The 25,379-nt window shown below is 42.9% G+C and carries 19 protein-coding genes; 2 read left to right on the plus strand and 17 right to left on the minus strand.

The window, feature by feature from the left end; all coding sequences use genetic code 11:
* Positions 1-190: 190 nt before the first annotated feature.
* From rfbB to gpr, 16 genes are all read right to left on the minus strand, one after another.
* Complete coding sequence (gene rfbB, locus NSA57_RS03060; RefSeq protein WP_178709057.1) at positions 191-1,273, minus strand: dTDP-glucose 4,6-dehydratase; 1,083 nt, start codon at positions 1,271-1,273, stop codon at positions 191-193.
* 77 nt (positions 1,274-1,350) lie between these two features.
* The gene (locus NSA57_RS03065) at positions 1,351-4,107 is read right to left on the minus strand and encodes a L,D-transpeptidase family protein (protein ID WP_257463979.1); all 2,757 of its coding nucleotides are present in this window, start codon (positions 4,105-4,107) and stop codon (positions 1,351-1,353) included.
* A 45-nt stretch (positions 4,108-4,152) separates the two neighbouring features.
* Complete coding sequence (locus NSA57_RS03070) at positions 4,153-4,416, minus strand: HPr family phosphocarrier protein (protein WP_022067741.1); 264 nt, start codon at positions 4,414-4,416, stop codon at positions 4,153-4,155.
* A gap of 15 nt (positions 4,417-4,431) precedes the next feature.
* Complete coding sequence (locus NSA57_RS03075; RefSeq protein ID WP_257463980.1) at positions 4,432-5,712, minus strand: CdaR family protein; 1,281 nt, start codon at positions 5,710-5,712, stop codon at positions 4,432-4,434.
* Complete coding sequence (gene cdaA, locus NSA57_RS03080) at positions 5,690-6,577, minus strand: diadenylate cyclase CdaA (RefSeq protein ID WP_257463981.1); 888 nt, start codon at positions 6,575-6,577, stop codon at positions 5,690-5,692. Before cdaA ends, NSA57_RS03075 begins: the two co-directional genes overlap by 23 nt.
* A 51-nt stretch (positions 6,578-6,628) precedes the next feature.
* Positions 6,629-7,738 carry a hypothetical protein gene (locus tag NSA57_RS03085; protein WP_257463982.1) on the minus strand — a complete coding sequence of 370 codons (1,110 nt, stop codon included), beginning with the start codon at positions 7,736-7,738 and terminating at the stop codon, positions 6,629-6,631.
* On the minus strand, positions 7,735-8,169 hold the full coding sequence (locus tag NSA57_RS03090) for a hypothetical protein (protein WP_257463983.1): 435 nt from the start codon (positions 8,167-8,169) through the stop codon (positions 7,735-7,737). The genes NSA57_RS03085 and NSA57_RS03090 overlap by 4 nt, the downstream gene beginning before the upstream one ends.
* 145 nt (positions 8,170-8,314) lie before the next feature.
* Complete coding sequence (locus tag NSA57_RS03095; RefSeq protein WP_257463984.1) at positions 8,315-9,022, minus strand: ComF family protein; 708 nt, start codon at positions 9,020-9,022, stop codon at positions 8,315-8,317.
* A 32-nt stretch (positions 9,023-9,054) separates the two neighbouring features.
* Complete coding sequence (recD2, locus tag NSA57_RS03100) at positions 9,055-11,286, minus strand: SF1B family DNA helicase RecD2 (protein ID WP_257463985.1); 2,232 nt, start codon at positions 11,284-11,286, stop codon at positions 9,055-9,057.
* A 1-nt stretch (position 11,287) separates the two neighbouring features.
* A complete protein-coding gene (gene mreB / locus NSA57_RS03105; RefSeq protein ID WP_257463986.1) occupies positions 11,288-12,277 on the minus strand; it encodes a rod shape-determining protein in 990 nt (329 codons plus the stop codon).
* 81 nt (positions 12,278-12,358) lie between these two features.
* Entirely contained in the window at positions 12,359-15,202 is a 2,844-nt protein-coding gene (gene uvrA, locus NSA57_RS03110) for an excinuclease ABC subunit UvrA (RefSeq protein WP_147598407.1), read from the minus strand.
* Between the two features lie 64 nt (positions 15,203-15,266).
* A complete protein-coding gene (gene hemW, locus NSA57_RS03115) occupies positions 15,267-16,502 on the minus strand; it encodes a radical SAM family heme chaperone HemW (protein WP_257463988.1) in 1,236 nt (411 codons plus the stop codon).
* Positions 16,492-16,848 (minus strand): hypothetical protein, encoded by a 357-nt coding sequence (locus tag NSA57_RS03120; RefSeq protein WP_257463989.1) that lies wholly within the window; start codon positions 16,846-16,848, stop codon positions 16,492-16,494. The genes hemW and NSA57_RS03120 overlap by 11 nt, the downstream gene beginning before the upstream one ends.
* Positions 16,849-16,970: 122 nt before the next feature.
* The gene (gene lepA, locus NSA57_RS03125; RefSeq protein ID WP_147598410.1) at positions 16,971-18,779 is read right to left on the minus strand and encodes a translation elongation factor 4; all 1,809 of its coding nucleotides are present in this window, start codon (positions 18,777-18,779) and stop codon (positions 16,971-16,973) included.
* A gap of 496 nt (positions 18,780-19,275) precedes the next feature.
* Positions 19,276-20,577 (minus strand): stage II sporulation protein P, encoded by a 1,302-nt coding sequence (locus tag NSA57_RS03130; protein WP_257463991.1) that lies wholly within the window; start codon positions 20,575-20,577, stop codon positions 19,276-19,278.
* A 165-nt stretch (positions 20,578-20,742) separates the two neighbouring features.
* Positions 20,743-21,651 carry a GPR endopeptidase gene (gene gpr / locus NSA57_RS03135; RefSeq protein WP_257463992.1) on the minus strand — a complete coding sequence of 303 codons (909 nt, stop codon included), beginning with the start codon at positions 21,649-21,651 and terminating at the stop codon, positions 20,743-20,745.
* A 283-nt stretch (positions 21,652-21,934) separates the two neighbouring features.
* Between gpr and rpsT the strand changes: the two genes are divergently transcribed.
* Positions 21,935-22,213, plus strand: coding sequence for a 30S ribosomal protein S20 (gene rpsT, locus NSA57_RS03140; protein ID WP_138270776.1), 279 nt, complete (start codon positions 21,935-21,937; stop codon positions 22,211-22,213).
* An 83-nt stretch (positions 22,214-22,296) separates the two neighbouring features.
* Here the strand turns inward: rpsT and NSA57_RS03145 are convergent, their stop codons facing one another.
* A complete protein-coding gene (locus NSA57_RS03145; RefSeq protein WP_257463993.1) occupies positions 22,297-24,729 on the minus strand; it encodes an InlB B-repeat-containing protein in 2,433 nt (810 codons plus the stop codon).
* A 258-nt stretch (positions 24,730-24,987) separates the two neighbouring features.
* Between NSA57_RS03145 and NSA57_RS03150 the strand changes: the two genes are divergently transcribed.
* Entirely contained in the window at positions 24,988-25,371 is a 384-nt protein-coding gene (locus NSA57_RS03150; RefSeq protein ID WP_178709067.1) for a BlaI/MecI/CopY family transcriptional regulator, read from the plus strand.
* Positions 25,372-25,379: the final 8 nt, after the last annotated feature.

A 25,379-nucleotide genomic window follows, 5' to 3' on the forward strand; every position in this document is an offset into this window, starting at 1 on the left:
TTCATCTATAGGGTATTCTATCATTTTATTCCTGAGCTTTCCACCTTATTTTGATACCGGACAATTTCCACGGAATTCCAAATCATCTTCGGTGATCCAAATAAAAAACGCTGCAGTTCTGACGCTCTTGCCAGATTACTGCAGCATTCTTCGTTAGTCAGACATAGTATTTTCCTTTTTCAGAAAAACATTATTTTGTCTGATACATATCGTTGTAATATTTCTGATAATCACCGCTTGTGACATTTTTCATCCAGTCCTCATTCTCAAAAAACCATTTGATCGTGAGGCGGATTCCATCCTCAAAACAGGTTTCCGGATACCAGCCAACCTCTTCCTTGATCTTGTCAGGAGCGATCGCATAACGGCGGTCATGGCCCTTGCGGTCCTCAACATAAGTGATCAGGTTTTCGCTGACAAGCTCTCTTCTGGGATCTCCTTCCGGAAGCATCTCTTTCAGAGTATCCAGAATAATGTGAATGATCTGGATATTCTGTTTTTCATTATGTCCGCCGATGTTGTAGGTTTCAAAAAGGCGGCCTTTTTCCTGAACCATATCGATTCCCTTTGCATGATCCATAACATAAAGCCAGTCTCTTACATTCTTTCCGTCGCCGTACACCGGAAGCTTTTTGCCCTGGAGCGCATTGTTGATGATCAGAGGAATCAGTTTTTCCGGAAACTGGTACGGACCATAGTTGTTGCTGCAGTTTGTAATATTGGCAGGGAACTTATAGGTGTCCATATAAGATTTTACCAGCATATCTGAAGATGCCTTGCTGGCAGAATACGGGCTGTGAGGCGCATACGGTGTTGTCTCATAAAAATATCCGCCGTCTTCTTCCAGAGAGCCATAAACCTCATCGGTAGACACATGAAGAAATTTTTTGTCCGGCTTAAAGGTTCCGTCCGGAAGCTCCCATGCAGCCTTTGCAGCATTCAGCATAACAAGAGTTCCAAGTACATTCGTTTTTACAAAAACTTCCGGATTGCGGATGCTTCTATCTACATGGCTTTCTGCTGCAAAATGAACAACACGGTCAATATCATTTTCCTCAAAGATCTTCATGATCGCTTCGCTGTCACAGATATCCTCTTTCACAAAAGTATAGTTGTCTCTGTTTTCAATGTCCTTGAGGTTTTCAAGATTTCCCGCATAAGTCAGTTTATCTACGTTAATAATGCGGATTTCATTGTCATACTTCTCAAACATATAGTGAATGTAGTTGGAACCTATAAAACCTGCTCCTCCTGTTACCAGATATGTTCTCATATATTTTCTCCTCCTGATAAGAGGCCATTGCAGAACCTTATTTTCCACAGGATTTGCAACAGCCCCCTTTTTATTGATTAGTTATAGTTTGGATCTGTAGGATCAAAGGTTCCGCTTCCTCTTAATGGTGTCAGCGGATTTCTTCCCAGAGGTCCCTTAAAGCATTCATCTGATTTGTACTTCCCGTCAAATACACGAATTGTAGAACCATTGCAGTTTTCCCAAATCCATTTGGCATCTGCCACACAGCAGCGGATGCATCCGTGAGAAGCCGGGTTTCCAAGTTTCAGATATTCTCCTGCCGGAAGGTTATTTCCGTTCGGCTGACCGCTTGCTACTGAATGAATATAAATTCCATTTACTACATGAGATCCATACTGTCCCCAGGACGGTCCCATAAGCAGCTGCCAGCGATCCGCTCTGGTAATCTTAAATGTTCCAACCTTTGTAGGAGTTTCCGGAAGACCAACGGATACACGGATTGTTTTAATCGGAGTTTTTTTACTGCTGTCTGTATAAATAGTCATAACTCCATTTACACGATCACACTCCAGATAATAGTTACTGCGTTTGAATTCACTTGTTCTGTCATTGACACGGTTTCCATACTTGTCAAAACGATAGTTCACCCCGTCAATAGTTTTGGTCATATTTTTATATACTGCACCAGTCTGTGGATTCACATATCTTGCATTATTTTTTGAGTTATTATGTGCAATCCACTCTGTTGTAAACTTTCCGCGACTATCCAAATATCCATACAGCTTTGTATCCGGATCTTTCTTTACAACATTGGTAACTGCTGTCCAGTCTTCAAAATAGTATCTATTACCATTGATTGTTTTCCATCCGGCTCCATATAATCTGCCCTCTTTTGTTGCATAATAAAACTTATTATTATACTTGATCCATTGGCTCTTATATTTTTTTCCACGACACTGCGTTGATGAACTGCGTTCAAAAAAGTACTTATAATCACCTACCGTCACGGGTCCGCTTGCCATACGTCCATCACCAAGAAAATATCTGTCACCTGACCATTGGCTCTGAACATTTTCACCATTTGAGTCAAACAAAAACCATCCAACATGTTTACCATTCATGGTAACATTCTGGATTCCCTTCATTTCCTGAATACGACCGGGAATACTTCCGATATAATAATAACGTCCTTTCTTGTTTCCGTGTACACGAATCCACCGTTTAGTCCATTCTACACGTTTTCCGTCTTTACCAAAATAATATCTGGCATTATTCCATTTAACAACGCTGTCTTTGTATACCCAGCCATATTTATTTGCCATATAGTAGGAACCATTAGCAGCTTTAATCACTTTGTCTTTGGCAAGATATCCGTAAGAATCAATCAGATATTCTGTATTCTTGGAAGGCGCAAGCAATTTATATACACCTGCTCCTTTTTTTTGATTAAGACCGTTGGATCCAAAGAAAAGCCATTTGTCTCCCTTGCTGGTTTTCATACTTGCCCAACGATTGAATACCATTTTTCCAGGAACCTTTTCGCCTGGCTCACTCTTTCTGAATGCATACAGTCCTTTTCTTCCATTATAGGAAGCTTCTACTACACCAATATATGGTTTGCCATCTTCCAAAAGATAATAAAACTGACCACCAATCTTGTATATCATATTAGGTGCAATTTCTTCTGCTCTTCCATCCTCTCCGTATTTATGAAAAGCACCTGCATCCCACATGTATCCAGTATTCTTCTGCATCTGTCCCATGTTGGAATTAAAAGGAGTCGGTGTATCTCCTGCCTCTGTATCAGGATTTGTCACCTTGGCACTGGAGCTGTACTGAAAGAAGTACTCAGCCGGGGAATCGTAAGGAAATCCCTCTGTGCCAGGATTTACAACTCTTTTTCCTGTAAGCATACACCCATTTTCGTTAAAATAGTATGTTCCTTTTTGAAGAACCTGTCCCCGGCTGTCTACTGTTGTAATTTCAACCAGTGTGTTCCTGTAATACTCCACTGATTCTTTTGCATCCTGTACATCAACAGATACATTCTCTTGCGATATATTATCTTCTGTTTCCGGAACAGTATTAACATCAGGGATAACTTCCGGAATTGTTTCCAGCTGTTCTGTATCTCCCTGCATATCACCTTCAAGGTTTACTGCTTCTGTTGTGTCTGTAACTTCTTCTGATGTAGTCACCGGTTCATCATCAGTTTCAGCAGAAGCAGACTGACTTTCTGTCTGTATATCCGGAAGCATCTCCGATACAGTACCTTCATCTGCAGCTGTTCCGTCTAAAACTTCTGCGTTTTCGTTACCAACTACAGTATCCCTTGTCTTTGGAAGCTTCTGAAGCATCCACTTATTTCCCTCTTCCAGCTTCCAACGTGTATAAAGCAGAGTGGCTGTATGCTTTTCTGCATCCTCTGTCTCAAAAGCTGCTGCAGGCTCTGCAGTTGTATTTTCCATTTCCGGTACAGTCTGAGTTTTCTGTTCCGACTCAGTCATATTGTCACCTGAACTGAAAAGATCATCTGCAAATCCCACTTCCGGTTCTGTATTGTCTGTCACATCATTGCTGCCTGTATTGTCAGAAGGTTCGTCAGAGGGCTGCTGCATCTCTCCCTCAGGATCTTCAATTGAAATATTACCACCATCAGTATCTTCCGGCGTCTCTGTTTCACCGTCCACCATTGGCTCTTCTTCCACAGTAACATCTGATTCAGAATCTGAAAAACTGTTTTCAGAATATGATTCCACTGCCGAATCCAGCATTGCCGCCGCACCGGCCTCTGTTACCATAGACGAACACATTGTCAGGCTCAAAAGAATTGCCACCACTCGTTTTTTCAACGTACTTCCTCCTTGCTTATTCTTCTTCATTCCTCATGTTATTATTTATTCACCAAGGCCGCTGCTGATAGCTTTGACCATAGCTTTCATTGCCTCCTCCTCGTCTGCCCCTTTGCAGACAAGCTCAATTTCATCCCCGCATTTTACGCAGGCCCCCAATACGCTGAGCACACTCTTTGCATTGGCTGTTCCCCCCTCGTACGTAAAGGTAATCAATGACTGATACTTGATCGCCTCATTACACAAATTCCCTGCAGGCCGCAAATGAAGCCCAGAAGGATTATTGATTGTAATTTTCTGACTGACCATATTCCCTTCTCCTGTTTAACTGTTTTCTTCTGCCTTGGAAATCCTGGAAACCTCAATTTGTGTTTTTACCTCATCCACAAGTTCATATCCCTCGGGAATCTCGATATCAACAACCACCTCGTAAGTTCCTTCTTTTTTATCTTTCAGATCAATGGAGGCTTTAATATTTTTTTCCTTCAGATCTCCCAGGTCCTCTTTTGTTTTCTTTACACGAAGTTCTACCTGTGCCGCATCAAATGCCACCTGCATTCCATCCGGCACGTTTTCCACTTTAATATTTTTTGTAGGAACCTCGCATACAGTACTTCCCTCCGGAAGAATATTTACATGAACAAATACATCTTCACTGGAATCACTGGTCAGTTTCAGTCCCTCCGGAAGATAATCAGATATATTTATTTTTTCTTCACAGTCCTTATCCCTGCCGGATATATCAATAGCCTCTGCTGGAATCCATACTGTGTTATTCTGCTCAGCAAGAGCATGTAACGCCTCATCGCTTCCCGACACACTAATCACATTAGGCGTAGTGGTAACACTTTCCACCTGATAACCATCTGCCGGCGTTCCGGAGCATTCTGCGCTGATTTTTACATCTGTACGCACTTTCCATAAACGGGCAGTCACATAAACCTTTGACACATTAAGATATGACATATCCTGGCTGCTGAACTGCTCGCCGTTTTTGTCAATGACTGTAACATCTGTCTCTCTGGTCACATCGGAAGATGCGCCACTGACATCAACAGAGGCTGTTACTTTATCTATTTTATTGATCAGAGATGTTGGTCCTGTAATCCTGATTTTCTCAGGACTGGATACTAAATTTCCAATTTCATACCCTCTTTCAGGCTTTGTATCTTTGGTTGTCACAGTAACAACAAACTCCTTAGTTTCCTTATCCTCTATATGAAGACTGAGATTCTGAGGTGTCACCTGGATATTGCCCGGAGCAATATTATCCACTGTGGCAGTAATGGGTACCATAACAGGATTTGTATCCAGACTCACCGCCTGCTGCAGATCAGCCGCTGCACGGATATCCGCTGACGTCAGATCATCCAGAACCTTTCTCTGAGCCTTTATTGTTACACGGATGGGCTCCTGTTCCTCGTTTCGCATACACATTTTGCCGTCTGCATCAATGTAGGCCTCATTCAGAAGCTGAACATCTGTTACAATAAAAGTTTTTTTCACAATCGGGTTGTCTATGTTAATAGCAAGAAGCCATACCAGAATAGCAACAAGCAGAGAAAGAATTTTCAGAGAGAGATTATTTGTCAGTTTTTCCTTCATTCTTTGACCTCCCCTTTAAAAGCTGTCTCAGTTTGTTATTATCCACAATTGTTTTATTCTGCGCTTTTTCAAGAATTTCTCTCAGTTTGGCAGATGAAACATTTCTCTCAAGCTTTCCTTCCTGAGCCACGGAAATCTGACCGGTTTCCTCTGAGACTATGATTGTCACCGAATCAGAAACCTCGCTGATTCCCACGCCGGCCCGATGCCGGGTTCCCAGCTGCTTGCTCAGCTCCATATTATCTGACAGCGGCAGGTAACAGGTAGCTGCAACAATACGATTCCCTCTCATAACAACTGCTCCGTCATGAAGAGGAGTATTATGCTCAAATATATTGATTAGAAGCTGACTGGAAAGAACTGCATCCACATTGATTCCTGTGCGGATATATTCATCCAGGCGGTTTTTCTGTTCAATAACGATCAGGGCCCCGGTCTTAACCTCCCCCATATCAAAGCAGGCTTTTACAAGCTCATTGATCGTCTTATCTGTAAAACGCTCTTTTACTTCCTTTCCCACATCAAAAGGAATAATGGCTGACATGATCCTCTTCTGGCCCAGCTGCTCCACAATCTTACGCAGCTCCGGCTGGAAAATAACGATCACTGCCATAATAAGCACACTGGAAAGCTTGGACACGATCCACAGAATCGTATTCATCTTAAAAATGTACGCCACAAGCAGAAAAGCGCTGATAATCAGAAGTCCTTTCAAAAGAGTATAGGCACGGGTATACTTGATCCATACCATAAACTGATATACAAATACAGAAATCAACAGAATTTCTATTACATCAATGATATTGACAGAAGGCATATTGATATGCGACAGATATCTGTTCAATACACTTATGATGTTCTGCATAACTGCTCCTCTCTTTCTTATGCTTCCTCAGGTTACAAAATCATATTTCTGTTATAAATCCTTCAGGGATTCCTCCAGTTTCTTTTCAAAATCAATGTTATCCACAGAGGGCTTTCTGAGCATCTGTTCTTCCCGATGAAAGCGGCTGTTCTCTGCCTGCTTCTGCGGTTCCTGTCCATGGAACAGTGGTTCATTATATTTTACCACACGTTCATTCCGATTTTTATCTTCCCTTGGCGGCTCGGCATTGATCTTTTTAATGCTGCGTTCAGAAGTTGCAACAAGTGCCTTGGGAACTGCTTTTACATAATAATAATACTCATCGTCCTCATATTCAAGTCTTTCTGTACGTGTATAGTCTCCTCCGTATACAAAAAATTCAAGGACAAGACCAATGAGGACAGACACAACCGAAAAGATGATCATTGGCACCACGGAAATGGAAATTTCCATAAAAATGCTTCCGATCAGCATAATCACTACGTAGATTACTCCGCCTGCTACAATAGCAGTCCGCCATGCATGGTCAAACATTCTTGTTCTGATCAGATTTACAACCAGAATCACAGCCACAAACGCAACAAGCGTCAGCCACATCTCCCCGTTTTTCATAAGTCCATCAGAAAGAAGCGTGATCCTGTCCAGAATCTCGGCATCCGGATTCTGCAGCATCTGAGACTGACTTCCAAGAAATCTTACAAAATAATAGAGGATCACACCGCCTGCTGCCGGAAGTGCAGAAAGCGCACTGCTTAAAAGACCGCATCCAACAGGCAGAAGTACCGGAAGGTCAAATGCACAGGCAAGAGGTGTAAATACCACAACAATATTCTGCTCTGTACTGAATCTGAGAAATACGATCATCATAAAAAGAATGAGGACAAGCATAAATCCCGCAACATCGATTCCCAGCGCATAGCTGTGGCCTACCATCATGGCAAAACCTGCAAATATGGTCATTCCGGATGGCAGAATAGAACAGATCAGCGCAAGTATCAGCACCACAAACATATTATCCAGAGCTGTCATATATCCCATATTGGAATTGATCCATATGAAATATACCAGAGCCAGAACAAACTTCATCAATGGCTGCAGATACATTTCATATTTTGCATATAATCCTTTTATTTTCTGTTTAAATTCCAGTAAAGCTGTCATTTCCGATACCCTCCTGCAGTTCCTCTGCCTGCTGCTTTTTTCTCTTCGCGCACATAAATCTTGCTGAGTTCAGTAAGCTGGCTGTAATACTCCCGCACACTCTTTTTAGCTTTGTAATACCGCACAGAATACTGAATATAAGTAAGAACAGAATATACTACAAGAACAACAGCATATCCCACAATTATGTAAATACCCATGGAAACAAGATTCATCTTATGAATATTTTCCATCAGATATTCCCCAAAATATGCGGCTACTGCAGCAATTGCCAGCGCATACCCGATAGTAACAAGAAAAAAGTTCTTAATCAGAGCCAGTCCGATGTAATCGCTTCTATAATACTTGCTGACCGGAAGGTATCTTCTGCCTTTTCCCTGCTCATACATAGCAATTTTGGTCATTATTTTAACCTTTTCTTCGTTGATCATGATCTACTCCTCAATAAGCAATCTGTTTCTGAATAAACCGTCGGACATATCCGTCTCCTGTATTTTCTGTAAAAGGACACAAATATTCACAGTAATTTAATTGTAACATATATCATTATCCATGAAAAGTGTTTTTATGGTTTTTCTACTGCTGTCCTGCGCACAGCGTAATAAAATACACCTGTTCGGCGCCGGCTCCCTTCAGGCACTGAGCCATGGCATCCACAGTACTTCCTGTTGTATATACATCATCAATCACCAGTACGGTAAGTCCCCGGATATTTTCCTCTGCGCGGAAAGCATCTGCAAGATTTTGCTTTCTCTGAGCTGCATTCAGCTTTTTCTGGGATTTTGTATTGCGGGTCTTTTTTACCAGTCCATAAGCCACAGGGATCTGAAGCTGTTCTCCCACTCTGTCAGCCAGATATGCAGACTGATTAAAACCTCTCATACGCTGCTTCCGGCCTGTAAGGGGAACTGGTACGATCACATCCGGCTTCCATCTCATAATGTCTTTTCCTGTGTATTTACAGACTGCATCCGCATAATAATCCCCGTATTCCCTGCAGCCATAATATTTGTATCTCACAAGCGACTGCCTGAGCTTTCCATTATAAATAAAAACAGATCTTCCCTGATCAAAGCTGCGGCAAAGCGCCGAGCATTCCCTGCAGTATTCTTCCTGCTTTTTTACAGGCTTTCCGCATTTCAGACAATAATCCTCTCCGATCCTGCAAAATACAGTTTCACACTCCGGACAGATCAGCGTTTTCTGATTTTTCAGTATTCTGTGACACACAGGGCAGTGCCTGGGATAAAGGATATTCAGAAACATATTTACATATTTATTCAAAAACAGTCCTTTCTCCCCGATGAAAAAGGTATCTACAGCTCCTCTTTTAATCTGATATCAAGAGAGCTGTAGCGTCTCTGCTGCTTTTCGTTTTTTATCATTTCCCGGAAAGTTTCTTCGCTGCCTACAATGGTCACGCACCGGCGCGCTCTTGTGACAGCCGTATACAGCAGATTTCTGTTTAAAAGCATCCTTGGTCCGGACAGAAGAGGAATCACCACTGCCGGATACTCAGAACCCTGGGATTTATGTATGGTCACTGCATAGGCAAGCTCCAGTTCTTCCAGCTGCTTAAAAGAATATTCCGCACAGCGTCCGTCCTCGAACTCCACTTCCGCTGTTTCCGAAAATTCATTGATCGTTTTCAGGATCCCCGTGTCACCGTTAAAGACACCCACGCCCTTATCTACAGGAATCCCGTACCTTCCGCGGATCTCCCATTCAAGCTGATAGTTGTTCCGGATCTGCATGACTTTGTCGCCTTCCCGGAACAGACCCTGACCATATTCTTTTTCTTTTTTGGATGGTTCCGGAGGATTCAGATAACGCTGCAGGATCTGGTTCAGCCTTTCCACACCAAGCAACCCCTTTCGCATGGGCGTGAGAACCTGAATATCAAAAGGCTTTGCCTCAACATATCTGGGAAGCTTCTCCTGGATCAGGGCGATCACCACTCGAATGATAATGTCTGCATCCTGTCTCTTCAGGAAAAAGAAATCGCTGCTTTTATTACTGAGAGTCACCTGTTCTCCCCGGTTGATCTTATGGGCATTGACAACAATGTCACTCTCTGAAGCCTGCCGGAAGATCTTTTTCAGCTCTACCACCGGAAATTCTCCGCTTCGGATAATGTCTCTTAAAACATTTCCCGGACCCACACTTGGAAGCTGGTTTTCATCTCCTACAAGAATCAGCCGTGTTCCTGCGGTTACTGCCAGAAGAAGGGAATGCATCAGCTGAATATCAACCATAGACATCTCATCTATGATGATCACATCTGCTTCAAGAGGATTTTCCGCATTTCGTTCAAAATGAACTGCCTGTCCCTGTCTTTCCTCTTCCGGCATTCCGTTTAATTCCAAAAGCCGGTGTATGGTCTGAGCTTCATAGCCTGTGGCCTCTGTCATCCGCTTTGCAGCCCTTCCTGTAGGCGCTGCCAGACGCAGTTCACTGCCTTCTCCTTCAAAAAAACGGATAATTGCATTAATGGTTGTCGTTTTTCCGGTTCCCGGTCCTCCGGTTAAAATAAAAAGACCGTGGCCGGCAGCCTCGGTCACTGCTTTTTTCTGCATTTCATCCAGTGTTGTACCTGTTTCCTTTTCAATCTGGGCAATCCTGCGCTGCACAAAAGCTTCATCCTCAGGACAGTCAATATTCAGCTCTCTTAACATTCTGGCGGTATTAAGCTCCAGGTAATAAAAACGACTGGGATAAACCAGTACCGTTTCCCCTTCTTCTTTCTGAATCACCTTTCGCTCCATGGAAAGATCCATAAGATGCTTTTCCATATAGGAAACGTCCACTCCAAGAAGCTCAGAGGATCTCTGGAACAGCTCTTCTTTCGGAAGATACACATGACCTTCTCCTGTTGCCTGTAAAAGAGTATACATCATTCCGCTTTTGATCCTGTAATCTGAATCTGTATGAATGCCTATGCGCCCTGCAATTTCATCCGCGATTTTAAAACCCACGCCACTGATGTCATCTGCAAGGCGGTAAGGATTTTCCTGAAGAACACTGTAAACAGAATCTCCGTATTTCTGATAGATTTTTGCCCCCAGATTCAGGGAGATCCCATATTTCTGCAAAAACATCATTGCTTTTCGCATATCTGCCTTTTCTTCCATCTGAGCAGCGATCTCGCGGGCCTTTTTTTCACTGATTCCCTTGATCTCAGCCAGACGCTCGGGCTCTTCTTCCACGATCCTAAGAGTATCTGCCCCAAACCTGCGGACGATCCTGGCAGCCAGAGCCGCTCCGATCCCCTTAATAGCCCCGGAGCCAAGGTAGCGCTCCATTGCCATGGCATCCTCAGGCATTTTTTCTGTAAAAGAGGTGATCTGAAACTGTTTTCCATAAATATGATGATTGATAAAATTTCCGGAAGCCTCAATGGTGGCTCCCTGACTGATCACAGGAAAAGTTCCCACACAGGTCAGCTCCTCATCGTCGCCTTCTGTTCCTTTCAGAACAAGAACCGTATATCCGTTGTCTTCATTTCTGAATATAATATGGTCAATATATCCTGTTACGCTTTCACTCATCTTACTCTTCCATTCTTGCTCTTACTTCAGCATATTTTCCGGTTCCTACAGCAACTACGCTCATTGCATTCTGCACGGTCAGTGTGCTGACTCCTGTTTTCCTCTCGATCAGCGTATCCATTCCCCGAAGAAGCGCGCCGCCTCCTGTCAGAACAATCCCGCGGTCAACAATATCCGCTGCCAGCTCCGGCGGAGTTTTTTCAAGAACCCCATGCACGGTTTCCACAATCTGTCCGGTAGCGTCCTTTAAGGCAGCCCGCACTTCTTCAGAGGTCAGCTTAACAGTCTTTGGAAGTCCTGTCATTATGTTTCTGCCTTTTATCTCCATGACATGAGGGCTGGACTCTTCAATCGCTGTTCCTATTTTAATTTTTATTTCCTCTGCCATATCTTCTCCGATAAAAAGGCTGTGACTTTTCCGCACATAATTCATGATCGCCTGGTCAAAGGCATCTCCTGCCATCTTAACAGATGCAGAAACCACCACGCCTCCCAGAGAGATCACTGCCACATCCGTGGTTCCTCCGCCTATGTCTACGATCAGATTTCCAAAAGGCTTGGTTACATCCACACCGGAGCCTATGGCTCCGGCTATCGGCTCGTCTACCAGAAAAACTTCTCTGGCCCCGGCCTGATAAGTAACTTCCTCAACAGCTTTTCTCTCAATCTCCGTAATCCCGCTTGGAACGCAGATACTGATCCGGGGCTTACGGAAAACCCTGTTTCCCATTGCCTTTGTTATAAAATATTTCAACATTTTTTCTGTAACATTAAAGTCAGCGATCACTCCCTGACGTATAGGGCGGATCACTTCCATATTAGAGGTCACATGGCCTGCCATCTGACGGGCCTCTTCCCCTATGGCTCTGATCTTTTCTGTATTTTTATCATAAACAACTACAGAAGGTTCCTGAAGAACAAGTCCCTTTGCCGTAGAATACACCAGACAGTTTCTGGTGCCCAGATCGATTCCGATATCACTTGCAGGCATAATGCCCTCCTTTCTGACCAAACTCTGTCACTGACGTAATTTTGTACCGGAGAATTCTTTACCTCTCCGGCAGTTCTCTGTTTACTGCTTCAGATATCTGGCCACGTACTGTCCCGTATAGGATTCCGGTATTTTTACAATTTCTTCGGGCGTTCCCTTTGCGATCACTGTGCCGCCCCGATCGCCGCCCTCAGGTCCCATGTCAATAATATAATCTGCTGTTTTGATCACATCAAGATTATGCTCGATCACTACTACTGTATTTCCACCGTCTGCCAGACGTTTCAAAATATCTACCAGTTTATGCACATCCGCGAAATGAAGACCGGTTGTAGGCTCGTCCAGAATATAGATGGTTTTTCCTGTGCTTCTTCTGCTGAGTTCCGTTGCCAGCTTGATTCTCTGCGCCTCTCCTCCGGAAAGCTCTGTGGAGGGCTGACCAAGACGGATATAGGAAAGTCCCACATCATATAAGGTCTGGATCTTCCTGCGGATAGACGGGATATTTTCAAAAAATCCCAGTGCTTCTTCCACTGTCATATTCAGCACATCATAAATATTTTTGTCCTTATACTTAACTTCCAGGGTTTCACGATTGTATCGTTTGCCTTTGCAGACCTCACAGGGCACATAAACGTCTGATAAAAAGTGCATCTCAATCTTGATGATTCCGTCTCCGCTGCAGGCTTCACATCTTCCGCCCTTTACATTAAAGCTGAAGCGTCCCTTTTTATACCCTCTTGCCTTGGCGTCTGCCGTAGACGCAAAAAGGTCCCGGATCTGATCAAAAACACCTGTATAAGTTGCGGGATTGGATCTGGGAGTTCTTCCTATCGGCGACTGGTCAATACTGATCACCTTGTCAAGCTCTTCCAGTCCCAGTATTTCCTTATGTTTTCCCGGAATGATACGGGCTCTGTTCAGGTCTCTCGCCAGAGTTTTATAAAGCACCTCGTTGATCAGAGAGCTTTTTCCCGATCCGCTGACACCGGTGACACAGGTCAGAATCCCAAGAGGAATATCCACATTTACCTGTTTCAGATTGTTCTCCGAAGCTCCTCTGATCTTCAGCCATCCCGTTGGCTTCTTCCGCTCTTCCGGTATCGGGATTCTGCATTTTCCGCTTAAATAAGCACCTGTTATGGAATTTTCATTTTTCATCAGATCTTCTGCAGTTCCCATTGCCACAAGTTTTCCACCATGTTCCCCGGCTCCGGGACCAATATCCACAACACAGTCTGCAGCCCGCATGGTATCCTCATCGTGCTCTACCACAATCAGACTGTTTCCCAGATCTCTCAGACGCATCAGCGCTTTCAGAAGCTTGTCGTTATCTCTCTGATGAAGTCCGATACTTGGCTCATCCAGAATATAGGCCACGCCTACAAGACCGGAACCGATCTGCGTTGCCAGACGGATTCTCTGCGCTTCCCCTCCGGAAAGAGTTGCTGTAGCCCGTCCCAGAGAAAGGTAGTCAAGTCCTACCTCTGCCAGGAATCCCACTCTTGCCCGGACCTCCTTCAGAATCTGCCTTCCGATCAGTTCCTGCTGTTCTGTCAGCTTCAGTTCAGCCAGAAACTTCTTCAGATTCTCTATGGAAAGAGCTGTCAGCTCATAAATATTCTTATTGCCAACAGTAACAGCCAGAGCTTCTTTTTTCAAACGCTGTCCCTTACAGGTTTTGCATGGGGTGATGCGCATAAAAGTTTCATATTCCTGCTTCATGGCATCGGAACCGGTCTCCCGGTATCTCTGCTCCACATTTTTGATCAGTCCCGGAAACGCCACATCATAAACGCCTTCTCCTCTCTGACCCTTATAATAAACCTTGACAGACCTGCCTTCTGTTCCATGGATCAGCACATCTTTTATTTTCTGGGGATAATCCTGAAAAGGTGTATCCAGACTGAAATTATATTCCTTTGCAAGAGCATCCAGAATGGCTCTTGTAAAGCTTCCCTTATCCGTACAGGACTGCCATCCCATTACAGCGATAGCTCCCTGTGAAATGCTCAGTGATTTATCCGGAATCATCAGATCCTCATCAAATTCCATTTTGTATCCAAGGCCGTAACAATCCGGACAGGCTCCAAAAGGATTGTTAAAAGAGAAACTTCTTGGCTCGATCTCATCAATGCTGATCTGACAGTCAGGGCAGGAAAAGCTCTGGCTGAAGGTCAGAACATTTCCGTCCATGGTATCTACCATGAGAAGTCCCTCTGCAAGATCCAGAACAGTTTCAATGGAATCTGCCAGTCTTTTTTCGATTCCCGGTTTTACCACAAGACGGTCTACGATAATTTCAATATTATGTTTGATATTTTTGTCCAGCTTAATCTCTTCTGACAGTTCATACAGGCTTCCGTCAATCTGAACACGGACAAATCCGCTTCTTTTTGCCTGTTCCAGAAGCTTGACATGGGTTCCCTTCCGCCCTCTGACCACAGGAGCCAGAAGCTGAAGCTTTGTCCGCTCAGGCAGAGACATGATATGATCCACCATCTGATCCACGGTCTGTTTTTTTATCTCTTTTCCGCACTTGGGACAATGAGGAATTCCTATTCTTGCATACAGAAGACGAAGATAGTCATAAATTTCCGTCACGGTTCCCACTGTGGAACGGGGATTTCGGTTGGTGGATTTCTGGTCAATGGAAATTGCCGGAGGAAGCCCTTCAATCATTTCCACATCCGGTTTTTCCATCTGTCCCAGAAACTGTCTTGCATAGGAAGAAAGAGATTCCATGTAACGTCTCTGTCCTTCTGCATAAATGGTATCAAAAGCCAGAGAAGATTTTCCGGATCCACTGACGCCTGTCAGAACCACAAATTCATCTCTCGGAATATCCACGCTGAGGTTTTTCAGATTATTTACATTTGCCCCGCGGATTCTGATAAACTTTTTGCCTGTTGTATGTTCAGCCATTTGTTCCTCCAATTTCTATCCTGTATATACCTGGATTCTGTATCCTGCTTTTGGTTTCAGCCCTTCAGTCCTGAAGAAAATCTGACAGAATGTGATTGCTTACATGTATTCCCTTTCGCGTAAAACGCCAGAATCCACCGCTTTCCTCCAGAAATCCCATGGCTTCATATTTTTTCAGAACTTTTCCGTAAATTTCTTCAATTTCTTTTCCGAAACGTCCCCTAAACTCCTGAACAGAAATGCCTTTTGTCATCCGAAGTCCAAGAAACATAAACTCTTCCTGCTGTTCCCTTTCTGACAAAGCAGCAACATCCCGGCGGATTATCCGGGGATTCCTGCTGCTCTCCAGATATTCCTGCAGATTCCGGGTATTACAGAACCGGTATTCCCTCTGTTCCGGGCTGCAGTATTCTGTTCCGTCCATACCTTCTCTTTCAGAGCTTCCGCTGGTTTCCTCTCCACAAAGGCATTTCCATAGTTCTTCATCTACAAGAGAGGCTGATCCCAGTCCAAGTCCAAGATACTCTGTTCTTTTCCAGTAACCTATATTATGTCTGCACTCATATCCATTCTTTGCATAATTAGATATTTCATACTGTTCAAATCCATATCTCTTCAAAATATCTGCCGTATCTTCATACATCTGATATTCCTCATCCTCACCGGGAAGCTTCAGTTCTCTCCGGGCAAAAGGCGTCCCATCTTCCACGATCAGGCTGTAGGCGGATATATGCTCCGGCTTCAGTTCTGCTGCAGTTTTCAGATTATGTATCCATTTTTCACAGGTCTGTTCCGGAATTGCTGACATCAGATCAATATTAATATTGTCAAATCCGGCAGCTCTTGCCAGCTCATAGCTTTCCAGAAATTCTTCATACGTATGAATCCTTCCAAGAAGCTGAAGCTCCCTGTTATCCGCTGACTGAAGTCCCAGACTGAGACGGTTGATACCGGCCGCCCGATATATTTCCAACTTATCAGAAGAAAGAGTACCGGGATTGGCCTCTATGGTGATCTCTGCATTCTCAGAAAATTCAAATCTGTCTCGGAGAGCCGCCATGATCCGTTCCATGTCCGAAGCATCCAGAAGAGACGGCGTTCCTCCTCCTGTAAACACAGAAACAACTTCTCTGTCCAGGTGTTCCGGAAGCGCCTGAATTTCTCTAATAAGAGCCTCTGTATATGCTTTCCTGGTCTCTGTGCCGGACGGACCGGAAAGGAAATCACAGTAATCACATTTCTTCACACAAAAAGGAATGTGAAGATAAAGTTCCAGAGGTTTTTTCCCTTTATTCTTCAATAATGTCCTCCTGATCTCCTGTGTCGCTGCCGTTATCGGTTTCCGGTTCCGGACTTTCTGCATTTTCGGAGTTCTCACCTGTTCTGCTGTCGGTTTCTTTATCGTCTGTCTTGTTCCCGTTGACCAGATATTCATTTACCATGGTAATATTTCCGTTTTTGACTACTGCCTTCTGATCCATTTTATCCGGTTCAGGCGCAGGCGACGGCTCAGGTGTGATACTGATCTTCAGAACCTGCTGGGTGACCGGATCCTTTTTCTTTTTGCCGCAGCCGCATCCTGCCATAAACACACAGAGCAGAAGCACAGAAACAACAACCAGCTTTCTTGCTGCATTTTTTTTCATTTCCTATCTCCAATTCTGACAGGCTCAGGCCTGTTCAGGCTATTTTCCTTACTGTTCCTGACCTTTACAGCCTTCTGCGTACAGTCACCTATTAGTACTGTTTCTGACCTTCACAGAATTCCTTATTTCTCATCCAGCTTCAGGACACTCATAAAGGCTTTCTGAGGAATTTCCACATTTCCTACCTGACGCATGCGCTTCTTTCCCTCTTTCTGTTTTTCCAGAAGCTTTTTCTTACGGCTGATATCGCCGCCATAACATTTGGCAAGCACGTCTTTACGCATGGCCTTAACTGTCTCTCTGGCAATGATCTTGCTTCCGATTGCTGCCTGGATTGGAATTTCAAAAAGCTGTCTGGGAATTTCCTCTTTCAGCTTCTCGCACATTTTACGTCCTCTTTCATAGGCAGTTTCCGCATGAACAATAAAGGAAAGGGCGTCTACCTCTTCCTTATTTACAAGAATATCCAGCTTCACAAGCTCGCTGCGCTCATAACCGCAGAGATCATAATCAAGAGATGCATATCCTCTGGATCTGGATTTCAGAGCGTCAAAGAAGTCATAAATGATCTCATTCAGAGGCAGCTTATATTTCAGAAGCGCACGGGTTTCCTCCATATAATCCATGCCAATATACTGTCCCCGGCGTTCCTGACAAAGATCCATGATCGCGCCGATAAATTCCGTCGTTACCATGATCTCAGCATTTACCATAGGCTCTTCCATATACTCAATTTCTGAGGGATCCGGAAGATTGGACGGATTGGTAAGTTCGATTACCTCTCCGTTTGTTTTATAGACCTTATAAATAACGCCTGGAGCGGTAGTGACAAGATCAAGGTTATATTCTCTCTCCAGTCTCTCCTGAATGATCTCCAGATGAAGCAGCCCCAGAAATCCACAGCGAAAACCGAAGCCCAGCGCCACAGAAGTCTCCGGCTCGTAGAAAAGAGACGCATCGTTTAACTGAAGCTTTTCCAGAGCGTCTCTCAGATCCCCGTACTTGGCTCCGTCTGCCGGATAAAGGCCGCAGTAAACCATAGGCTGAACCTTCTTATATCCGGGAAGCGCCTCCGCACACGGTCTGGTCACTTCTGTAACCGTATCGCCTACGCGGGTATCACTGACGTTTTTGATGCTTGCTGTAAAGTAACCTACCATTCCAGCAGACAGCTCATCACATGGAATAAAACGGCCGGCTCCAAAATATCCAACCTCCACAACCTCTGTTGAAAAACCTGTTGCCATCATTTTTACTTCTGTGCCTTTTCTGATACATCCGTCCATCAGCCTGCAGAATACAATAACACCTTTATAGGAGTCATAAATAGAATCAAAGATCAGGGCTTTTAACGGGGCATCCGGATTCCCTTCCGGCGCCGGGATTTTCTCCACGATCTGTTCCAGTACATCCTCAATATTCAGTCCTGTTTTTGCAGAGATCCTTGGCGCGTCCTCTGCCTCCAGTCCGATCACATCCTCGATCTCACTGATCACGCGGTCCGGTTCCGCGCTTGGAAGATCGATCTTATTGATCACCGGAAGCACATCCAGATTATGTTCAAGAGCCAGATAGACATTTGCCAGTGTCTGAGCTTCAATTCCCTGAGCAGCATCTACCACAAGGATGGCTCCGTCACAGGCCGCAAGGCTTCTGGAAACCTCATAGTTAAAATCCACATGTCCCGGCGTATCGATCAGGTTAAAAATATATTCTTCTCCGTCCTTTGCTTTATAAACAATCCGGACTGCCTGAGATTTAATAGTAATCCCTCTTTCTCTTTCCAGATCCATATTGTCCAGGATCTGCGCCTGCATTTCTCTCTGTGTCAGAAGTCCGGTCTTCTCAATAATACGGTCGGCAAGTGTGGACTTGCCATGGTCTATATGTGCAATAATGCAGAAATTACGAATCTTGCTCTGATCTGTCATTCCGCAGCGTTCCTCCTCTTATCTCAGTGTATTTTCGTTATATCGTGCCCCATTATAGCATATCCGCCCTCATCAAGTCCAGTTATCAGCCCTGCTTTCCAAGGCCTTTCGCAGTCCTACATGCTATTTATTTTCCTGCTTTCATTATACAAACATACGTTCATATTTTCAAGACCTATTTTCTTTTTTCCTTCGACAAAACTTAAATGCATTTTTAAATCCCAGCCGGCAAAAGTAAATACCATCTCTGTAAATGAACAGATTAAAAAAGCACACAAAATCTTCTCTGTTTTGCCTTTACAGGATATACAAATAAAGTTTAAAATTTGTTTATGTCCGCATACTGTGGATTTTATTGTGCAAAATTCTGTATTGTCTCATTTACAGTTCCATATAACGCATAAATCCTTATAATATAAATAAACAGAAGCTGCTCCTGCATATATCCTCTATTGCCTTTAAGAGTTTTCATTCTGTATAATGTAAGCAAGATTTTTCACTCCCCTGTCAGGACTCTGTTCAGAATATCTGCAAAAGGTTCCATTGCATTTTTTACCTCCTGCACTGTATTTGTCTGCGCCCCCGCTTCCAGAAGAACTGCTCTTTTTCTCAGATGCAGATTATATCTCAGTCCGGACAGATAGATTCCTCTGTAAAAATCCGGATAATACTGCGCGGCCTGGTATTCCATCTGAAAAGAAAAAGCAAGATTATCCTGTATGTATGGATTGGGCAGGTAATCCACCGGTCCGCCTGAGGCTGTATAACTGAGTCCGTTAAAAAACATAATCTGAGCTGTAGGTTTGCCGTTGATCTCTGTTACCAGCCGACGATCCTCCGCCACACCGTCCCTGTGAAGATCTATTACTACTTCTATAGAAGGATTTTCTTTCAGAATCTGTTCTATATAAGGCCGGGCGTAATCATAGGCTTTATTCCTGTCCAGCACGCCTCCTGCCAGATCAAATTCTTCTGTTACGTGAAGTACCTGATAGCCATAGGTTTCTGTAAGAATTTTCGCCAGATAGTTTCCCACTCCCACAATAGAATCCTCCACCACGCCTTCTCTGGAATCTGCAAAAGTTTCCTGTGTATGGCTGTGATAAATAAGAATCTGAGGCGTCCGCGGATCCTTCTTTACCGTAAGATCATTTGCCAGAAATTCTGCTGCATCCAGCTGCTCTGCGCTGGTGGCAGTATCCTCGTCTACAATAAAAAAATTATTCAGCAGATAATCATAATCTGCCAGGATCTCCGGAGCCAGATCAATAACCGGTGCAGGCTGAATCTGCGCCAGGGCAGGCTGTGCAGAGGCTGCTGAACTGACTGCCGGACTGGCAGTGGGACCTGATACCGGGCTGACTTCCGGTTTTGATGTGGGAATCGCCTCTGTCTCAGAGCTTTTCTTTTCTCCGGTCACCTGCTGTTCCTGCAAGTGCCTGTCCGATTCTTCTGTTTTTTCTTCCAGTTTTTCATTTTCTGACAGGTGTGCTTCCGGTCTGTTTTTTTCTTTTTCAGCAGCCGTTTCCTGATTTTCCCGCATATCATCACTGCCCGACTGAAGATTTTCCGCCTTCATCATATCAGCCAGATATTTTGCATTACTTTCCACAAGTTTTTCATAGGTTTCCGGATCTTCTCTCTGAGGAACACTTGTTGCTTCTTCCTCCAGAAAGCAGTAAAGCGGCAGCTGCCTGTACACATTTCCCCGCAAAAAAAACGGTCCCGGAACCAAAAGCAGAACCGCAAAAAAGAAAACGCTCAAAATAATGCAGGTTACTTTCTGGAGCTTCGTCATAGAATCACCTCTTTCAAAGAATCCTATGACAAAAATGATATGATTATACCCCTGTATTTCCGGAAATATGCTGCTGTCAAAGTATTTCCCGGTCATATATTCTGATTCTCTGCGACAGCAGCAATAAGCTTTATCTATGCAGAAATCTATTTTTTGATTTTCCCATCAGACGCCTGAAAAAGCCATATTCAGCCCCTCTGATATGGTAAAGCTTAAATATTTTACAGTTTCATCCACATCCTTCGGTGTCACAAACATACTGTAAAGATTTGGCGCAATCATTTCCTCCAGGAACTCTTTCTGCTCCTGTTCCTCCAGTGCATCCAGAAGATGTTCCATAGAATCATGGACAATCGTTGCCGCATCTACTACTGTGGGAACCCCGATTCCAATTACTTTTACCTGAAGATATTCTTCAGTAAGTCCGATCCTGTGATTTCCCACCCCGGAACCTGGATGAATCCCCGTATCCGTGATCTGGACTGTCCGGTTCAGCCTTCGGATACTGCGGGCTGCCAGGGCATCTACCGCAATCACAAGATCCGGCTTTGTTTCTGCCACTACACCCATTACAATTTCTGAAGTTTCCATTCCTGTCTGAGCCATAACGCCCGGCGCAAGACCACTGACCCGGTGCAGAATTTCCTTTTCTGTGCTTTTAAGTCCGTATTCTCTGATAATATGGCGGGTCATTCTGAGATTATCCACCACATGAGGACCCAGGGCATCTGCTGTAATTGCCTGATTTCCCAGGCCTACCACAAGAACTGATGTCTCTCGCTTCAGATTGACAAGCTTTCTCAGATGACGGGCGATCTCTTCTGAAATTTCTCTGTGATAATCCTCGTCCGAGGCCGAAAGATTTGGCGCTTCTATGGTAATATAATTTCCCTGAGGCCTTCCCATAGCCTTTGCCCCGTTTTCTGTTGTTATTTTAACAACCGTAGTGCGGATGTCTCTTTCTTCATCATATTGTTCCTTTACTTCTACTCCCCGAAGCTCTGTATTGCTTTGTGCAAAGCTCTCCGTTGCTTCAAGAGCCAGGTCGGTTCTGATTCTGCTGCTTCCTGACATTTTTCCCTCCATGCCTGTAAATGATATTGCCAGTGTCTTTTCCCTGCTATACATGCAATCCTGTCCGATTTCATACAATTAATGCGCTCATTTTCCCGGGACATCTGAAATAAATTCCAGTGTTATACTGCGCATAAAGCAGTTGATAGCTCCTTTTCTATAAGATTTACATTTTTATGAGAATTATGTATTGACATTCCAGAATATGTATACTAAAATAAATAAGCATGTTTACAGGAGCGCCCGTGTCTGTTCCTGTAGCAATCAATCAAAAAAACTCGAAATGGAGGTGTCCACATTGGCTAACATTAAATCTGCAAAGAAAAGAATCTTAGTAAACAGAACTAAAGCTGCGAGAAATAAGTCTATCCGTTCTGCTGTTAAAACTTCCATCAAAAAGGTAGAAGCTGCAGTTCAGAATAACGACAAGGCTGCTGCACAGGTTGCACTTAACGAGGCAATTGCTACAATCAGCAAAGCTACATCCAAGGGTGTTTACCACAAAAACAACTGTGCAAGAAAAGTTTCCCGTTTAACAAAAGCCGTAAACAACATCGGCTAATAAAAACGCCTTTTATTTTTAATTATAAGCTTATAATTAAAAAAGACAGTCACAACCGTCATGTGACTGTCTTTTTTTCTTTTTTAGTTGCATTTTTTCAACTTTACAATATTTTTGTCTGCAAAAATCGTACTACTGTAACTATTAACAAATTTTCGTTCATATCCACTTGCAAAAATATCCAAACGATAATATCCGCCTCGACGCGCCAAAGTGTATAACTTATTCTTATAGTAATACCAAGGGCCTGCGGAAATACTTTGTGTAAGCTGGTCTTTCACAGCCAATTGAACTATTCCATTTTTATATCTGTATACATAAATTGGATATCCCACATTATCTGACGGCTTATAATGCGAATTTCCACGAAAAGCTGTAGTCACAATAAGGATTGTTTCCTTATTATACCCAGCATTTACAATCGCATAATAATACCCCTTATAATTTTTTTTCATAAAATTTTCAAATGCTTTGGTTGCATTTCCAGATGAATTTTCTATCTGTGAACCAGTATATTGCAGCAAATAATCATTCTTTGTGTAATTAAACGTTGTATTGATATTAAAATGATTATATGAAGATACTTCGCAGGATATTTTCACCTTAACATAATTCTTTCCTGGAATAAGATTTACACGATAATAATAACCACTTCGAGCTCCTTTTAATCTATAACTGGATTTTCCTTCTTTAATCTCAAAAAAGAAATCCTCATAAGACGAGCTTGTTCCACTCCTGTTCCATACTCCAAGATATGCTTTATGATTTTTACCGAACGCTATACCATATTTAAATTTTGTATTTTTATATTCATAAACTTTTCCCAGTAAACTTCGAAAAGAAACTCCATTATTACTGCCTCTTACCGTAATTCCCCATCCGCCAGAATCATAGGCACCATACGTATTAAAACGACTATTGTACGCCCTTACAACGTAATAATATTTCTTTCCAGCTGTTAAGCCCTTATGAGTAAATGAAGTCGTCGCAGGTCCTACCTGTGCAATGCCCTTCCATTTCCCACCTGGAACCTTATAGTATATTTTATAATGTGTTGCATTTGATACTTTTTTCCACACAATCTTCACATTATTATTGTTAGACGATATCTGCGCCAACTGTACTTTTCCCGGATATATAGATACTGTAGCCGATACTCCTTTCTTGTCATATCCACCTGCGATCTTTTCTTTACTGCTGTACATTCTTACTGTATAAATATTAGTTGTTCCTTTTACTGGTTTTTTATCTGTATATGACAAAACGTTTGATCTTAAAGTTGCAATTCTCTTCCATGCAGCATTGGAACTTGTCTTTCGATAAACATAATAAGTATCCCCGCCATAAGCTTTGTTCCAACTTATGGTTACTGTACTTTTCTTTGCATCCAGTCTGGCACTTTTCAACTTAACTGCTGTCGGAGACGTTCTGGAAGATATGCCTATCTTATCATAATTTCCCCATTTTTTCGAAAAACTGTTATATGCACGAACTGTATATACATATTTTTTTCCAAGTTTAATGGGAAAACGTTTAGAGGAAATATGGGTATAACTCCTATCTGTACTTCCAAGAGTCGCAATCTGTTTCCATGATTCTCCAGATGTTTTATAAAAAATACCATAATGTGTAGCATTTGATGCTGCTCTCCAGGTAATGGTAATTTTATTATAAGAATTTGCTTTAATTCCAGAGAGTGACGGCTTACCTGGTACTATAGGATTCCAATGGGCATAAAGCAAAACATTCTGTGCTTCCATTCTTGTTGTGGAAGAAACTTTTGTTCCTCCATTTTTTTGGGTATACCATCCCCCAAATTTATAACCAGTTCTCACAGGGGTTGGCAGAGTCCCATAATACTTACCATAAGGCACTGATTTTGTTGTATTAATGGAACTTCCTCCGTTTGTATCAAACGATACTTTATAACTATTAATTGACCATTTAGAATAAAGAGTATGATTTTCTGCCTTTTTTATAGGAGAATATGAAAACCCCCTCTCGCCTCCTGTTTTTTTAGTATACCATCCTTGAAATGTATAACCGGTTTTATATATCGAAGGTAAATATGGATAATATGCACCTCTGTTTACATCATAAATAATCGGAAAACAGTCATAGCATCTCTCATCACTCATTAATGTTACTGTTACAATTTTGGAAACTCTGCTTCCTTTATACCACGCAATATGTCTCTGAATCATTAAAAGATCCGTAATATCTATTTTATTATTTTTATCTATGTCTGCAGCAGTATAAAATTTCCCTTTCAAAATCCAGTCTGGATGTTTTTGGTAAATTTCTTTGGATTTTTCAGCAGCAATATGGCGATTCACTATAATACTATCTGTATTATTGATTTTCCCATCATAATTCACATCACCATAAATAATCCGCAATTGCTGTGCAGCCGCCTGAACAGATGTATCCTGTCCAAAAATAAATGCACTGATTAATATTAGCACACATACAAATACTACACGCAATGCCTTTTCTGTTCCCTTTCTTTTCATCATACGCACTCCTTTTCTTTCCTCTCCTTTTTCTTTCTTATAATATATCTCTTTTTTCTATATACCGCAATATATTTTCCTCTCTGTCCCTGTGCAATATTTCATCTCAATTCCTTGCCATTTTTCATCAACATTACCGTATTCATTTCAGTAACTGCCTATGAAAATACCTTTTTATGTATTTGACACCCGCCCTCGCCCGGGCTATAATAATCTTACATATGTAAGATTCCATTCTATCCATCCCGAAAGGAGACTGTCATGAAACTTCCCCAGATTTCTGAAGCAGAATACGAGGTAATGAAAATCATCTGGAAACATGCCCCCATCAGTACCAACCAGGTAACTGACATACTTTGCCGGACTACGGACTGGAGCCCAAAAACTGTCCAGACCATGCTGAAGCGGCTTGTGACAAAGGGTGTTCTTTCCTATGAAAAACGCAGCCGGATGTTTGTCTACTCTCCTGTTTTTTCTGAAGAGGATTACCTCCGCCAGAAAAATTCCAGTTTTCTGGACCGGTATTATAATGGAAAGCTTTCTGCCATGTTCTCCTCTTTTCTGGACACGGAACCAGTTTCCGGGGAAGAACTGGAATCTCTTCGTCAGCTTTTGAACGATCGTTTTCCGGAAGGGGGAAATTAATTTGCAGA

Source organism: Blautia caecimuris (assembly GCF_024622975.1).
GTDB lineage: Bacteria > Bacillota > Clostridia > Lachnospirales > Lachnospiraceae > Blautia_A > Blautia_A caecimuris.